17 protein-coding genes and 2 pseudogenes are annotated in these 16,037 nt (G+C 41.3%); all 19 read right to left on the bottom strand.

Going from position 1 to position 16,037, the window contains the following annotated elements:
- Positions 1–8: 8 nt before the first annotated feature.
- The gene (locus VZF35_RS16770; protein ID WP_407306697.1) at positions 9–1,193 is read right to left on the bottom strand and encodes a TolC family protein; all 1,185 of its coding nucleotides are present in this window, start codon (positions 1,191–1,193) and stop codon (positions 9–11) included.
- A gap of 147 nt (positions 1,194–1,340) precedes the next feature.
- Positions 1,341–1,694, bottom strand: coding sequence for a hypothetical protein (locus VZF35_RS16765; RefSeq protein ID WP_407306694.1), 354 nt, complete (start codon positions 1,692–1,694; stop codon positions 1,341–1,343).
- Positions 1,695–1,749: 55 nt separating this feature from the next.
- The gene (locus VZF35_RS16760) at positions 1,750–3,411 is read right to left on the bottom strand and encodes a S41 family peptidase (protein ID WP_407306691.1); all 1,662 of its coding nucleotides are present in this window, start codon (positions 3,409–3,411) and stop codon (positions 1,750–1,752) included.
- Positions 3,412–3,600: 189 nt separating this feature from the next.
- Positions 3,601–4,005 carry a M domain protein gene (locus VZF35_RS16755; RefSeq protein WP_407306688.1) on the bottom strand — a complete coding sequence of 135 codons (405 nt, stop codon included), beginning with the start codon at positions 4,003–4,005 and terminating at the stop codon, positions 3,601–3,603.
- Between the two features lie 131 nt (positions 4,006–4,136).
- On the bottom strand, positions 4,137–5,612 hold the full coding sequence (locus tag VZF35_RS16750) for a DEAD/DEAH box helicase (RefSeq protein WP_407314660.1): 1,476 nt from the start codon (positions 5,610–5,612) through the stop codon (positions 4,137–4,139).
- Between the two features lie 330 nt (positions 5,613–5,942).
- A complete protein-coding gene (locus VZF35_RS16745; protein ID WP_407306685.1) occupies positions 5,943–6,188 on the bottom strand; it encodes a hypothetical protein in 246 nt (81 codons plus the stop codon).
- Between the two features lie 38 nt (positions 6,189–6,226).
- On the bottom strand, positions 6,227–6,370 hold the full coding sequence (locus VZF35_RS16740) for a hypothetical protein (protein ID WP_407314499.1): 144 nt from the start codon (positions 6,368–6,370) through the stop codon (positions 6,227–6,229).
- 39 nt (positions 6,371–6,409) lie between these two features.
- Positions 6,410–7,246 (bottom strand): annotated as a pseudogene (tnpC, locus tag VZF35_RS16735) (IS66 family transposase); the annotation flags it as partial.
- Entirely contained in the window at positions 7,128–7,829 is a 702-nt protein-coding gene (locus tag VZF35_RS16730; RefSeq protein WP_407314497.1) for an IS66 family transposase zinc-finger binding domain-containing protein, read from the bottom strand. The gene VZF35_RS16730 and the pseudogene tnpC, both read right to left, overlap by 119 nt.
- A 141-nt stretch (positions 7,830–7,970) precedes the next feature.
- Positions 7,971–8,261, bottom strand: coding sequence for an IS66 family insertion sequence element accessory protein TnpB (gene tnpB / locus VZF35_RS16725; protein WP_407306682.1), 291 nt, complete (start codon positions 8,259–8,261; stop codon positions 7,971–7,973).
- Positions 8,262–8,436: 175 nt separating this feature from the next.
- A complete protein-coding gene (gene istB, locus VZF35_RS16720; RefSeq protein ID WP_407306382.1) occupies positions 8,437–9,204 on the bottom strand; it encodes an IS21-like element helper ATPase IstB in 768 nt (255 codons plus the stop codon).
- Positions 9,201–10,670 carry an IS21 family transposase gene (gene istA, locus VZF35_RS16715; RefSeq protein WP_407306679.1) on the bottom strand — a complete coding sequence of 490 codons (1,470 nt, stop codon included), beginning with the start codon at positions 10,668–10,670 and terminating at the stop codon, positions 9,201–9,203. The genes istB and istA overlap by 4 nt, the downstream gene beginning before the upstream one ends.
- 234 nt (positions 10,671–10,904) lie before the next feature.
- The gene (tnpA, locus tag VZF35_RS16710) at positions 10,905–11,243 is read right to left on the bottom strand and encodes an IS66 family insertion sequence element accessory protein TnpA (RefSeq protein WP_407306676.1); all 339 of its coding nucleotides are present in this window, start codon (positions 11,241–11,243) and stop codon (positions 10,905–10,907) included.
- 175 nt (positions 11,244–11,418) lie between these two features.
- Positions 11,419–11,871, bottom strand: a complete 453-nt coding sequence (locus tag VZF35_RS16705) for a hypothetical protein (protein ID WP_407306673.1) — start codon at positions 11,869–11,871, stop codon at positions 11,419–11,421.
- Positions 11,872–12,115: 244 nt separating this feature from the next.
- On the bottom strand, positions 12,116–13,948 hold the full coding sequence (locus tag VZF35_RS16700; protein ID WP_407306670.1) for a polymerase: 1,833 nt from the start codon (positions 13,946–13,948) through the stop codon (positions 12,116–12,118).
- 235 nt (positions 13,949–14,183) lie between these two features.
- On the bottom strand, positions 14,184–14,768 hold the full coding sequence (locus VZF35_RS16695) for an IS3 family transposase (RefSeq protein WP_407314658.1): 585 nt from the start codon (positions 14,766–14,768) through the stop codon (positions 14,184–14,186).
- Between the two features lie 241 nt (positions 14,769–15,009).
- Positions 15,010–15,171, bottom strand: a complete 162-nt coding sequence (locus VZF35_RS16690) for a hypothetical protein (RefSeq protein WP_407306667.1) — start codon at positions 15,169–15,171, stop codon at positions 15,010–15,012.
- A gap of 15 nt (positions 15,172–15,186) precedes the next feature.
- Complete coding sequence (locus VZF35_RS16685; protein ID WP_407306664.1) at positions 15,187–15,303, bottom strand: transposase; 117 nt, start codon at positions 15,301–15,303, stop codon at positions 15,187–15,189.
- 89 nt (positions 15,304–15,392) lie between these two features.
- Positions 15,393–15,735 (bottom strand): annotated as a pseudogene (locus tag VZF35_RS16680) (transposase); the annotation flags it as partial.
- Positions 15,736–16,037: the final 302 nt, after the last annotated feature.

Raw genomic sequence — 16,037 nt, 5'->3', positions numbered from 1 at the left:
CCAAGTTATTAGTTGCGATTTTTGGAATTAAGTTGTTCAGTGGGGTTCACTTTGTTAGAGCTGGATTGCATAGTACTCGAAGAAGCATTGGTTGAAGGCACGTAACCGGCGCTGCATGCCGTATTCATCATGGTCTGCACCAGCCAAGCATCCAATTGGGCGTTTTTATAGTTCACATCCGCTTGAGCTTTGGTAACTTTGGCATCATCAAACTCTTGTAAGGAGATTTGTGAATTCTTGTATTGGATTTCTGCTGCTTGATAATTTGCTGCCGCTTGATCATTAAGATCTTTCATTGCTTCCAGGTTCTTCATAGCACCTTGTAATGTTTTATAGAGATTTGTAATATCTTTCTGAACGCTAATCTTCTTAAGATCCAGATCGTTTTGGGCTTTGTCTAAGTTATACTGTAGCTTCTGCATGGTAAATTCATAATCCGTAGCAGGTTCTGCCTTACTGTAGTCAAATTCCTGCTTATCTGTATCCAGAGTACTCTGAGCATTCTTTATATCCACTCGATTGGCTAGGGCAATATTAATGTAGTCATTTAAGGACTTTATTTGAGCCGCAGGGCTTATGTTATTATCCTGTAGGATCGAGTACTGCTTAGTGAGATCCTCGCCCATAAGTTTATTAAGCGTCATGGAAGCGGAACCAAAACTTTTCTGTGCGCTATTGTAGCTATATTGAGCTTTGAGATACGCGATTTCACTCAATCTTAGCTGCGAAGACGAAATCATCCCTAGCCCCTCCTGCTGCTTTGCTGTTCTGTAATCAGCATCGAGACCATTCATAAGGCCCTGTTGAATATTTTCCGCATAATCTGCCTTTAAAAGGTTGATATAATCTTGATAAGCAGATAGTCTAACGGCATTTGTCACCACTGCCTGACTATTAGTAGTCTGAGTCATATTGTTTTTAGCATTTAGGGGCAGAAAAACAATTTGAACTAAAGTGCTATAGGAATTTTGATAACCTAAAAGAGCTCTCATAGCATCCGCAGCCGAATTTGAGTCTTCATAATATTTTTTGGATAGTGTTACCATTTTGTTATAGGTTTGAAGATCTTGAGAATTTTTTATAGCTTGGATGGCTACCTTTTCTATATCCAAAGAATCATCTGCAGCCAAAACAGTGTTTGTTGAAACAAGCAACATCAAGCCAACGATCAAAACCGAAATTATTTTTTTCACATGTACTTCCTCCTTTGCCAATGATTGAAATGGTCCCAATTCATTTTTAATACATTCTCTGCTATATCTCTCCACCCTTCGACGTATATGGGATATATTATAAATTACTTAAAACATATCTTCCAATGGAAAGAAATGGGGGCGTTTTCAGCGGTCGGAGTCTTCTTCGCTTTTTCTCCCCCGAAATTCCTGCCAGAGCTCTCTAAGCTGCTTAAACGTCTCCAAAAAGCCTGTAAGCAAGTACAACGGATCTTTCCTTAATCTCTCAAAACCAACAGCGACCTCGCTAACTGTTCCGCTTACTTGCTCCGAAGTATGTCTCACAAGGTTCGTCATGACTTTGGCATCCTCAAGCATAGACGGTATATAAGTGTTGAAATTCTGGACGGTTTGCTTGACCTCATCTGTGAGTTTCCGTACTGAACGAATCCAGATAATTAATTCTAGGCCCAGCATTCCTAAGATAATAGTGGCTACAAGTGCACATACTTCATAAACCATAGAGCCTGCCTCCAATATCCTTCCGAAATCCTCAACATCTTGCTTACTTCTACTACTATTTTTTCTCCGTTAAGTCCCAAATCGCCCAACCATAGTCAGGATCACCAGGATTAGAGAATTTCCCTTCGCTTATGGATCTCAGAGGTTTATTAAAAGACTGAACCATTGCTTTCCCTGCAGCTGTAGGGCCCTGAGTAGTATGCACAATCGTCAACGTTCCTTTACTCAAGGCCTTACCCGATGTGTACAGAATTGTAGGGTGGGCAACCAACCAATAGGTCGTGTCAGGAGACAAAGCTTTCTCCGGAATTACTTGCACATCGGAGGGACCAAGTATATTAAATGTCGTAGGTGTTCTCTCTCCAGTCTGACTGTCAATAAGCTCAACACTTACATCATTCACACTATGCCAATCAACCGCTCCATCAAAATGCACCGTAAATTTCTTATCCAGGGGAACGGAAGATAATTCACCGACTTTTTGATAATCAGGGTAATAAAGAGTATATAGTTCAGGGTTCACATTGGTCGCTGTCGAACTTGAAAGTTCTCTCCAAGATTCCCAATAGTCCTGAGTTCTAGCCTTGTTGAGAGCAACTGTTTTATCAGTTAGCAGTAATTCTGCCGCCTTCAGTGAATCCGTCTGTTGTATTTCTACATCAGGAGTAATTCCCACTTTGTTAATTTCATGTCCAAACGCGGAATAAAAGTGTTCTACGGTCATCTTAAGGACCCCGCCGTTAGAAAGATTAAACATACTTTGAACGGTGCCTTTACCATAGGTCGTTGTCCCAACAATAGTCGCTTTATGATAGTCTTTAACCGCGGAAGTAAGAATTTCGGAAGCACTGGCACTGTTTTCATTCGTCAAAAATATAATAGGCTGGTTTAAGGTAAAGGGCTGATTCGGGGCTTGGTATAAATGAAGAACTCCCGAACGGTCTCTTACTTGAACTGCAACATCTGGTCCAATGAAGAAACCCGCAAGGTCAATCGCCGAGCTTAAGTACCCGCCACCATTGTCTCTTAAATCCACAACCCAGCTATCAACGACGTTTTGGCTATTTAATTGCACCGCAGTGTTGGCAAATTCCGATGGAGTATTACTACCAAACGATTTCAGTTGAATATAACCAATATGTCCATCCAGCACAGAACCTGTTACTGTCGGTTCCGCAACGGCTTGACGAGTTACCGTAAAATCCATGGCCTCAGTTCCCCGCTTGATGCTGATTTGAACTTTACTCCCCTCAGCGCCGCGCAACAAGTTTACGGCCTGATCAGAGGATAATCCTGCTAAAGATTGCCCATCCGCATCAATAATGATATCTCCTGCTTTCAATCCGACCTCTTCTGCCGGTGAACCTTGAATCACTGAGTCCACCTTTACCCCCTCAGGGAGCATCTCAATATGTATTCCGATCCCTACAAAGCTCATGTTTACGCTACCCACAAAGTCTTGGTATTGAGCAGGAGTAAAATAAGATGTGTGTGGATCCCCAAGCCGCTTCAGCATTTCATCAATAGTCGGAGCGTTTAAGACCTCTTGGGAAACCGGATCCGCATACTGATCCTGAAGCAAAGAACGAATTTCAGGCAGGACGTCATTCGTTGAAGCCCAAACGGACGTCGAAGTACTCAAAATTAAGATTAAGGCGAGCATCAAATTTACAAAGAGACGCCCGATAACCCTCTTACGAAAAAAACTCTCTAACATAATTATTTTTATCTCCCTCCAAATGTAAGACAATACTAAATAGGAGATTCGACATCCAACCTCAATTTACCTTTGAACTTAAAAAAAGTTCTCCTTATCAAATAACAAATAAAACTGCCTTATATGGTCATATTTACCACATAGGCAGTTTATTCCCTAAACAATTTATTGCGGTTAAACTTCATTATATCATATCGCCTTCCGTGCTGTAATTACCTCACCTATAGCATTAATTGTCCCTTCCAGATGGCCTCCTCTCAACCTAAGACCATCAATTTCTGCTCCGCGCACATTATTGCTATGTTCTATAGCCTTTGCTATCAAATAAATTTCGTCTTGCCTTGATTCTACGTTATCCATTCTTAACTCTAAGCTATCCATCCTTGATTCTAAGTGATCCATCTTGGACTCTAATCTGTCCATTCTTGATTCTAAGTGATCCATCTTGGACTCTAAACGGTCCATTCTTAATTCTAAGTGATCCATCTTGGACTCTAAACGGTCCATTCTTGATTCTAAGTGATCTATCTTGGACTCTAAGCCGGTAAGTTTATTAAGTATAAGCCCGAGCATCTCTTTAATCTCATTCTCCATTGTTTCACCTCCATCTTCTAAATTATACCATCACAAACGTTACTTCATCAAGATGAATCCCCTTAAGAATAGAGAAAAGGCCATTATGGCCTCTTTCTAACCCCTATTATTTATTCCATCAGCAAATTCCCTTAGCCGTTTCTCTTATGATCCCGACCTCTTTGAGCCCCTGCAGCGCCTCCGCGAACATCATGATTTCTTCTCCGTGACCAAGTATCTGTCTTTTGCCCATAGCCATTTCTATTAAAACCGCCTTGTTGTTGTCTCGGATTACCCATGCCTCTCACCCGAATCGGGGCTGCTTCTGTTAAGCGAACCTCAACGGCTTCAGGTTCCTTCGTGATAATTTTCAAGGCAGCCGATAGAAGCGTGACAGAATCATTTTCTGCAAGCAGTTCTTCAGCTACTCCTTTATATTTCTCGATATCTTCTTCAGCAATAACTCTCAGAATCTCGTTCATGGTCAATCTCTGCTGTCCTTGAACTGCTTCGACAATGGTCGGAATAGGTTTACGAATGATCCGCCGCTTAATCACCGATTCGATGAGTCTTAACATTCCCATCTCACGTGGAGTTACCAAGGTGATGGCAAGTCCCGTTTTACCTGCACGTCCAGTTCGCCCGACCCGATGGACGTAACTTTCCGTATCTTGAGGTATATCAAAGTTAAAAACATGGGTCACGCCACTGATATCGAGCCCTCTTGCAGCCACATCGGTGGCGACCAAAACTTCGATGGTTCCATCTTTAAATTGCCTCAGGACGCTGTCTCTCTTACTCTGAGTAAGATCACCATGAATTCCCTCAGCGGAATAACCACGTTTGCTTAAAGCTTCAGAAAGCTCATCTACCCGACGCTTTGTACGAGCAAAGACAATGGATAAGTCTGGGGATTGAATATCAAGAAGCCGCGATAAAACGTCAAATTTAAGCTTTTCCGGCACTTCATAATAATGTTGTTCCGTATCCGAAACGGTTACACCTGTTGCCTTAATACTGATCAATTCCGGCTCTTTCATAAAACGCTGAGCAATATTCTGAATCTGTCTAGGCATTGTCGCAGAAAAAAGTAGGGTCTGACGTTCTTCTGGGACCTCCTTGAGGATGGTTTCAATATCTTCTAAAAAGCCCATGTTCAGCATCTCATCGGCTTCATCTAAGACAAGAATCTTAATATCATTTAAGCGAATCGTCCTTCTCCTCATGTGATCCATCAATCGCCCCGGAGTAGCCACTATAATATGGGGTCTCTTCCGCAGGGCACGGATTTGCCAGTCAATACTTTGCCCTCCGTAGATAGGTAAGGCATGAATTCTCTTGAATTGACCAATTTTGTTTAACTCCTCAGCGACTTGGACTGCTAATTCCCGTGTAGGAGCTAATACAATCCCTTGAATTTGTTCAGACTGTTCCATAATTCTTTCTACAAGGGGTATCCCATAGGCAGCCGTTTTCCCTGTTCCTGTCTGTGCCTGTCCGATTAGGTCTTTTCCTTGCAGCGCTATGGGTATTGTCATCTCTTGAATAGGGGTGGTTTCTTCAAACCCCATATTGATAATCGATCGTATGACAGGTTCGTTTAGGCCTAGATCTGTAAATGATGCCAATCGTTTCATGCTCCTTTTTTGCATATTATTAATTATTAAGTTTTCCAAATGCGTCTCTATCTATAACTGCGTGCTCAGAAAATCCTTACTATATCGTTAAACCGCTGTAACAGAATCGCAATCGCGCGTGGTTTCGCAATAAGCAAAAGACGCTATGGTCTCAAAAAACCATAATACCATATTATCTTTAAAATGTAAACAGCAATAGTTTTTAATTAGGCTGCTTTATCACAATAAAATAAGCGTTCTCACGTAAGCGGTGGAACATATAGCGTTACCCGAAAAATTGGCCCTGATTTTCAATAGTTGAAAATCAGGGCCAGCTTACATCTAAAAAAATCCTTCACTTGCAACATCCTTGATGTACTTATACTGTTTGCGGATCAACCTCTTGAATTGGTCATCTGATAGATCATCGTACTTATTGGTCCCTTCTTCTACTAGATAGTCAAAAATTAGTTCTGCATATTCTCTATGCTCTCGGACCATCTTCCGATAGCGCTTTTCTATCTCATAGGGAAAGTCCAGCCAATAACTTATGCAATCAATTTCTCCATCAAGAAACGATTTCGTCATATCCATCATGTAGTTAATATTCGTCATCGCCACCCTGTTTATTTCCCTTCCTCAGCTTCCTTATTAGTTTTCTTCACATAACAAAATTTCGGTAGCGAATCCGCCCAGGGCATTAAGCCTTCCAATAACTCCGGTTTGTTATGAATGTCCAGATTGGGTAGATTTCTAAATATGTAGACCAGATATTCATAAGGATCTAAACCATTGGCTTTAGCCGTTTCTATAATGCTAAAGGCAAGTGCACTTGCCTCGGCACCCTGCGGAGTGTCAGAGAAAAGGAAGTTCTTTCGCGCTACTGCTACAGCTCGGATAGAATTCTCGCTCAGATTATTCGAAATAGGAATACGCCCATCCAACAAGAAGTTTGTAAAGTATTCCCTATGGTTAAGTGTATATCTGATGGCCTTCTTTAACGGTTCTTGATTGGTATTCACATTTTCAACCCACGAAAAAAAGGCATTTAGAACAGGGACACTCTGTTCTAGACGCTTCTGTTTACGCTCCTCATGCGGCAGTTCTTTCCATTGCTTTTCAAGATTAAAGAGCTTGTTACAATAAGCTCTTCCTTTGGCACCGGCAGAACCTGGAATTTCCTTTTTGCTACTGTTTAATGGAATAGCTTCATGATAGTATCGTCTAAGGTGCGACCAACATAAACAGCGGGTTACGTTTTCCACCTTGTTATAACCTGCATAGGCATCCGTTACATTATATCCGGAAAAGCCCTCCAGGAATTTTCGGGCGTTTTCGCCTGCCCGAGTACGGGTATACTCAAACAGTATGACCGGTGGTCCCTGACACGGTCCGTTCCGATGTAGCCAAAAGTATGAGTTGCTCGATGCCTTCCGACCTTCCTCCTTATTGCATTGGATAGTCGTCTCGTCGCTCATGACAATGTCATACGTGAGCAGCTTTTCGCGCATCCTTTCAACCATTGGCTTAAGCCAGGAGGCAGCACACTGGATCACCCAGTTTGACATTGTTGACCGGGTTAAGGCTATGCCCATACGCAACCATTCCTTCTCCTGACGGTAGAGGGGAACAGCTAGGGCATACTTTTGGTACATTATCCATGCCACGCTTGTTGCGGAGGCAAGGGACCGTGGGAACAGATGCTTTCTTAAAGACAGCATCGGGATACTCTTCCGTTGTTCCGCAGTTGCTGCACTTGAAAATGAGCTGCACATACTCCAAAACTTTTAATTTTGCCGGTATAAACTCCAGTTCTGTTCTTACCGTTTTCTTTCCAATAATCTGTAGGGGAGATGAACATACGTCGCACACTTCCTCGGGACTTAAGACACACTCTACAACTTCGCGGGGAATATCTGCGATCAAACGTGCTTTGTCACCGCTTTTTCTCTTTAGGCGTGTGTGTGCTTTTACAGTTTGCTTTGGTGCTTTTTCTTCTTCTGATTGAAACTCCGGTTTTTCCTCAAAAAGATAGAGCTGCTCGTCGCTATTGGGCGTTCTTTCGCTGGATGCACCAAAACGCTGTTTGGCTGCCTGCAGAAGTGCCTGAGTCAAAGCTTCCACGTTATGTTCTAAAATTTCTATTCGTTTTTGTTTTATTTCATTCTCTTCGCGAAGCTTCTTTTCCGATTCTTTGAGTTTAGAAAGCTCCTGCTCAAGGTATATCATCATCCGTCTTTACCCCTTTAAATCCTATCATTATTATACCGGAAATGCTCGAATACTGCGATATACTCGCTAATTTTAGGCATAAATAATGCTGGCTTCATGAAAAAGCAAACATGAAGCCAGCAATTTTTTGGATTGTTTTTAAAAGACAGTACTTGTTGTATCGACAGTTTGAGGATGTGCCTTTTTCTGGTCAATTTGTAAACCTTCCAGCAACCACTGCATCTGTCGGATATTGATATCTCTCAGTTCTCCCTGTGTTTTTGGCCATTGAAACTTCATGTCATTGGCCAACTGTTTAGTAGCAAGCAAAAAACCGTTTCCATCCCATCTCAAGGCTTTGATTACGGTATGACGTTTATTGCAGAACAAAAAAAGCGTCGTACCGGAATAGGGATCCAGTTTGCGAATGTCAAGAAAAAAGTGAGCCATTCGCCAGGAAAAATTTGATCCACTAACGCCAGTAAAAAGGTGATCCATATTAGTGAAAACGCTGGAAGAATATTGAGCCACTTACTGGTATAGATATGCGCCTGTAAAATCGGAAAGAGGGCGTAGCCCGAATGGAGATTTTACAGGCGCGCGCGGCTAAGCTCCATGCCTGTATTCACATAGTTTGTTTAGCCAATGTCTGCTCTAATCGGTAAGAATCCTTCACATTCATGTTTAATACGTGGGATCGGAAGGTTACTCTGTCAATCAATGCTGCAACCATAATTTCGTTCTCAAATAGCTCTGTCCAACGTGAGAATTCTAGATTGGTGGTTAAGATTATACTCCCCCTTTCGGAACGTTCCGATATCACCTGAAACAACATTTCGGATTGGTGACGGTTGAAGGTAAGATAACTGAGTTCATCGATGATCAGTAAGTCGATCTTAGCCAGACTTTTTTCAAGTTTTGACAACCGGTGAAACTGAATAGCCTCTGCAAGTTCATTCGCCAAGTTGATCGCCGAATAGAATTTCACATTAAATCCTGCGTAGCAGGCCTTCATGCCTAGTCCTATGGAAAGATGGGTTTTCCCCGCACCGGGGGTACCGATCATTACAATGTTTTGTCGGTTTTTAATATAATCACAAGAGGCAAGCTCCCATATGTAGGAGTCCGATATATGTTCAAGACGTTCATATTTAAATTCATCAAGAGTCTTCATGACTGGAAAGCAAGCTTTTTTAATCCTGCGTCTTTGCCCAGCAACCTGTCGCTGTGAAACCTCAAGTTTCATGGTCTCACAGAGAAATTGGTCATATCCGTCACCAGGAGAGAGCTGCCGGACAACGTTTTCATAGCTTACAAATGCAGGTGTTCTGAGTTGCTTGGCATAAAGCTTGATGCTCTCTTTAACAGGGTTGATTTCATGGGCCCCACTCATACCGCAGCCCCCCTGTTCATCAGAACGTTATACTTTTCAAACTGAGGCTTGGGCACTGGAATATCTATTTCTACAGGTATCTTTTCAGGTGTATTAATCGGCGTTAGAAAAGCTCGTATCTGATCGACCGATAGTTCAGGACTTTTCAGAGAGGCTATTGCTCCCAGAACCTTGTCCTCTCCATAGTCAACACAAAGCCTTAGCAACTTGACCATTTCGCGCGGGCTAGAAAGCCGTCTGCCGATCTCTAGCAATTGTGTTGTTAGGGTGCTTTTTACGGGCTTGGCATTGAAAACACTGCGAGGACGCTTTTCAATCAAGTCTATGTAGTGTTCAAGCCGATATTTGGTTTGTCCTCGTTCGTAACAGCGGGGATACCTGGCTATCTCAGCATTTCTGTATATCATCACTATCTCGTTACCGTAGCCCTTAATACTGATTTCTTTGTCAGCGTACTTAACCGGCACGGAGTAGTGGTTGTAATCAAATCTCACCGTTGAAAAATCACTCACTCTTTGTGTTATGCTCTTGCTTGGGTCAAATCTATATCGTGGCAGGGATGTCAGCATGACTCTGGTGGTCATGGACATCTCACCGACGGTCTGCTCACGGCCTGTTATCTTATGTTCACGGTATCTTAAGCACCTGCGCAGTATTTCTGTATTTAGTTCGTCAATCGTTTCTACTCGAGGTATGGGCACTAAAACATTGCGCCTCACCCAGCCCACAAGTCCCTCGACGAGTCCTTTCTCATGCCCCGCCGCTATATTACAAAAGTCGCATTGAAAGGCATAATGTGCGGCCAACGCAAGGTATCTGTCTTGGGCTTTGGCATGAATCCCGAACCCTTCCTTAACGGCTACTTTGGCATTGTCAAATATTATCCGTTTTGGAGCACCTTCAAAATAGTCAAAGCCGGTGATTTGAGCTTCGAGGAAACTCTCCTCGTTCTGGCGGTAATATGCCCGGCAGTAAATATCGGCACTGTAACACTCCCGCATACAAAACAGGTTCAACTTCGTCTTTTTACCACTGATGTATGCGGTTGCTTCGCCCCAATCAATCTGAATCGCTTCTCTCGGATCATAAGATAATGGGACGAATACTTTTGCCTGTTTGCCTTTTAGTTCCGCTACGATTTCCCGGATAGTTGATTCGCCACCCTTGAAGTCTTTCTCTTCCACGAGGCGGTCATATATTCGCTTAGCAGTATGTTTCTGTTTCTTAATATTTTCTGTTTCATCAATGGCCAGGCAGTTCTTGATAAAATCCATTACCTCATCAGTAACCACATATCGCTGACGACCACTTGTTCCTTGACGTACCCAGGGGACCTGTGATCCTTCACAGTATTTTTTAACCGTATTACGTGATATCTCGAGCATCTTAGATATTGTCCTTTGTGACTTACCCTCATGTACATGCAAATAGCGTATCTTTTCGTAAATATCCACTTCTATTGACACCCTTTCTCCCCCTGTACGTCAGCTTTTCTCTCTTCTGAACTATACAGGTTTTTTCATAGAAGTGGCTCACTTTTTTCCTGGCGTTTCCCTTATTTTTGGCTCACTTTTATTTTAGCGTTTATACCAGTTTAAACTTTAGGGCGACCATCGCCGTCAAGCCCGTAATTTGTCTCCGAAAATCCGTATATCCAAGGGCAAGATAAATATGTTCAACATGATCGGCCATATGTTGGATCATAGCTTTCGCAGAACCTTTACCAGTTCCGCTAAGGTCACAGGATTAAAACCATCGGGTATTCCGATACAATAGTCCCCAAACGATAAGGAAAATTCCGCCTTGAGCGATGTTATTTCTTTCGTACTGTTTTCAAGCTTAGGGAGCAGAACCACTTCCGCAAAGGAATTATCTTCGGCCTTCTGCAGCTCCTGAAGTTTAAACTTTCTAGCCCAATAATGATAAGCGGTTTTCTTCAGCCCGTTTTGAACGCACCAAGCCTGGACACTCAGTCCACTTTGGCAGCATTCTTCAATGCGGTCTCGCCAACATTGTTCTTGGGCTAAATCTCTAGCCATAACAAAACCTCCTGGCTTCTAATATTCACTGCTGTTAACAGGATACCAAAAGACAGAAGGTTTTTTCGAGCCGCTATTTTATCCACCGCTTACGTTCTCACTTCCACTTTGACGATGAAAGGAGAACGCTCTTTAATTGATGTAACACACCCCTCAATTCTGAAAGACCGTTAACTCAGGGTTTAAATGCAATAGAATCAGTTGTTTTTCCGTCAATCACCACTTGAGTCGTAATCTGACGTTTGGGGTAATTAACTTTAAGCTGAGTTAGAAACTCATTGGCCAGCTCATGAGCGTAATCTTTAGCAACTCCACTCTTGAACGTAATATTCCCATAAACAATCCCTTTTTGTTCGTAGATCTGTGTACCTAGGACATCCTTCTGCGTCATAAGTTGTTTCGAAACTTGGTTATTCGCAGTGACTAGAGGGGTTCCTTGGGGAATAGGTGTCAGATGCACTAGTTTGGAATCTTGTGAAGCCGCTGTGTTCTGTTGTGCGTTTACTGATGACGCCTGATTTGCCCCAGTTGTGTTTTGTGGTTGAGTTTTCCCGGATGAATTACCGCATCCTACGAGCACTAGCCCTAACATTAAAATCATTACTACCGTCATTACTTTTTTAATCAAGTAAACACTTCCAATCATCGAGAAGATTAACATAAATCGTTTTTCACTGCCTGTTATTATACCATTTGTTTATGTTCAGTCAAAATTCAAGGAATCAACTGAACGCCAAGAACGAACCCCCCATGTTGGGGATTCGCTCCATTTAAGATCGAAACTACTTTATACATTTCGGTTGATTAATTGAGAGGATAAAAGTCATTGAATTATCATTAATATTATGTGTTTAAAAGAGTGTTCTACCCAACTACTCTGTGATTAATCGGGGTCTCGAGTTCTTTTTCTCCAACATGAAATTTATACTAATTCCCAATCCTAAAAGAATCCAAAATATTGGAGCAACTGAAACGACACTATCATTAAAGAAGGCTGCTCCCAAATAACCACATACTGCTACAAAAACCCCAACTCCAGCTCTCGAAACGAAATCCTCATAATCATTCTTAATGTAAAGCTTTACACTTCTTATAAAATACGCGATAAACAAGGATAAGAGAGCCAAGAGAGAAATAATCCCTGTGTTGATACCGACCTGTAAATATAAATCGTGAGGCTTATCAACTATCTGCCACATATCCCCATTATAAGCGTAAAACTTGCCTACAAGGTCATTTTGGGGGAAATAGATTGCAAAGGTATCCGGTCCAAAACCAATAAACAGGGTATGCTTCAATAAGGGAATAGATCTGGACCAAATATAACCCCGTGAAGATCCTAACAATTCTTTACCTTCAAATCCCCATTTTTCCACGGGTTGTAGATTGACAACATTACCTTTATTATCGAGTAACGCAATTTGATTGTTAGAGATTCTAAAAACTAAGTTAATCATGCCTTTCTGAACTTGGAGAGTATTCATGTTATTGGCCTTACCGGAAGTAATTTGATAATCTTTGTATCGACTGTCCTGTAACTCAATCTTGCCAGTGCTTGGATCCGCTTTAACATTGATCGGATGTGCCTCTTTATCTTGGAACGAAAATTGACCATTGTTAACTTGAACTTTAAGCGACTCTGTTGAAGTCACTAAGGTTGCCTCATTTCCTTTGATGGTTAGCCCTTGCAGAAGAGAATTCGCTTGGCCCCCGTCCTTTCCTGTACTTCCTGTAATCTTGGAAGCATCAGAAATCAAAGAGCTAATCCGTGAACCTAGATATCCCTTAGACAAGTAATTTAATCCAAATAAAACGAGTCCCAAAATAACAATTCCGCCTAGGAAATACTTCCAATTTCGAATTATATATCTATTCATCATAATCATTAAAATGACAAGTGCTATTATACCACCAAGTAAGCCAGCCCTGGACGTACATCCGAGCCAGTTTACAGCCATTAGAAGTGAAAAAGCTGCCAAGAGTGCTTTGAGCCATCTTCCTTTAGAGAGCAGAAACATAGCAAAGGATAAGGGGAAAAGCATGGCCATATAGCTGCCCACGTAATCAAGGTGATAAAGGGTTGAATATATCATCCCTTTAGAAAATTGAAACTGCAATTCATTGGCCATTTGTTTGTAAGCCGCAGGTAAAATGAGACTTCGACCGAACGCAGTTTTAAATATATCATACCCCAGATATTGAAATACTCCAATGGTGCCTATAATAATGGCTCCGGTAAAGAGGGCACCAATAAGAGCTTTAATATGCTGTTCCGTATTCACAAGATTAATGGTTACAAATAAAACGGCCATATAAGCTAGAAGTACATACATCCCTTCATAACGATCGACAAACCCCGTTAAGGAGATATCCGTATACTGAGAAAACTCCGTAGAAAGAATCACAAAGAATGCATAGACGGCTATGGGAATATAGTAATAGCTTCCCTTTATCCTTTCGAATCCATAAAACGCCACCATTAACGCCAAGGCACCGACCGACAAGATACTGCTAATTATAATCCAGACCATCTTGTAATATGAGAAAAAGTCCAGATTTTCTTTTTGACCAGTCCAAAAGTCAAAAGATGCACCAGTTAAAGGTACAACTTTCAGATAGACAATTAAAGGCACAACCGATAGCAAAAACATTAATGGCACAAATAAATACCAATTATGATTTGAAATACTTTCCTTCTTCGTCATTAAATTTCCACCTTTTCAAAATATGTAATATAAGCAAAATATGTAAGAACTATACGAGTTATTATAGCATTTTTAGGGAAACGTTTGTACAGCTTTTTAAAGACAAGTTATATTGTCTAAGTAATCTCTCCCCTTAGTATTAGTGTTAAGTTTACTTTTCAGCGCTTCTTAAATGCTTTCAGTCTCAGATTACCGATCTTCCAAGTGTCAACTGTATCCCAATTAAGCCTATCCGCTAGTTCTCTGGTCTTGAGGTCATGCCACAATGTTCATGAATTCTAACGGTGTTGTAAAAAGTCTCAATATATTCAAATATTAATTCATGAGCGTGTCTAGTGTTTTTATCACATATCGGATGGAACGCTTCTATATATGCATTGTCCCATGGGGTTCCCTTCTTTGAGTAACTGTGAATAAAATGGGCTGCTGGAGTAGCCTCTAAATAGCTTTTAGATACAAACTGAACGCCTCTGTCGCTATGGATCACTACAGACTGACTAATTTTTCGATTCACTTTAGCTTTTTCAATGGCCTTTAACACATGCTCTGTGGATAAACTATCCGATACCTGCCAGCCTATGATTTTCCTAGAAAACAGATCCATCACACTCGTCAGATAGGCAAATCCAGATAGGGTGTAAACATATGTTATATCCGTAACCCAAACAGTGTTGGCTGCCTTCGGATTAAAGTCTCTATTAAGAATGTTTTTAAGCTTGTTATCGAAATCAGGATCTATGGTTGTTCTAGTGTAGGGACGTACCCAGATGGCTTTTATTCCCTCTTCTCTCATGTAGTTACCGACGGTCTTCTCTGCGATTACATGCCCCTTGATTGAAGAATTGAGGTTATTTTTGGGGCCCCATACATTTGATGAGATTCATTATAAATCTCTACAATTTCAGCTTTGATTTTTTGCTTCCTTATTTCCTGATCGGATGGAGGTCGTTTGACCCAACTATAATATCCTGATGAAGAAACGCCCAATAATTTGAGCACACTGTTAACAGAAATCTTGCGCTCCTTCGATGCTAGTCTTGTTGCTAAATAAATTGATTCTGTTAGTTGTTCAGTATGCTTATAGCCTTTTTTAAGATGTCCAGCGCATCCTTTGAATCTTTTAATTCCTTCTCTAAGCGAGCAATTTCTTTTTCTGAATCTGAGTTATGATTACCCGATCCTCTGTGATTAACAGTACCATTATTTGTTTGAGCACTTGACACCCACTTACTTAAGGCTTACTTACTAACTTTAAGATCTCCGGATACTTGTTCTAGGCTTTTGCCCGATGAATGATAATGCTCTACGGCATCCTGCTTGAATTCAGCACTATATTGTTTTTTGTGTTTTACCATTAAACAACTCCCCCTAGTTCAGTTATTTTGATTTTATAAAAAACTAGGGAAAATCTCTATTTCAGTTGTCCTATTTCTATTCTAGCAGCACGTTTCCGAAACTTGACCAGAGCTACTGGGGTAAAGGGTTTCGTCAACTGGTACTCACCTAGGTCGATGAAGTATTGAAGATAAGGATTTTCTGTTATCTGTTGTACGGTTTCACGATAAGTATAGCCACCGGGCTTGTATAATCAACGATCCCAAGGCCATGCGGACAGGTTTGGATACATTACCTCTGTCACTAGGAAACATAAAAGCGTATTCTTTTTCAATTTCATCCCAAGGAATGATTTTTGCCAACTGAACCCAATGATTTTCGGCACTGAGTTTCCCCGAGAAGGGTAGTATGAAATCATCTATCGTCATCTGAGATCTGGGCTTGCGGTACATCTTTTTCCCTCCATGTGCACAGTTTTTAAATGATTTTGGTGTTTTTCCATGCACATAATATTCGACAAAAGTGTCTGCAAACCCAGTCAAATCTAGCTTTTCGGATTATTTAGCAAGTCACTATTTAGTATATATAGAAGAAAAAGAGACAACATTACTCACTCCGTCTACTGCAAGTGAAAATAAATCCATAGCACTTCATTGTTTTCCCTTTTGTAATAAGAGGAGCCATAGTAACTAAGTGGAACGGTTAGCAAACGCGAATAATGGCACCGAATATTTGTACATATCTCTCAATTAAA

This window comes from Desulfosporosinus paludis (assembly GCF_045689965.1).
Lineage (GTDB): Bacteria > Bacillota > Desulfitobacteriia > Desulfitobacteriales > Desulfitobacteriaceae > Desulfosporosinus > Desulfosporosinus paludis.
This window is presented reverse-complemented; position numbering and strand designations above follow the sequence as displayed.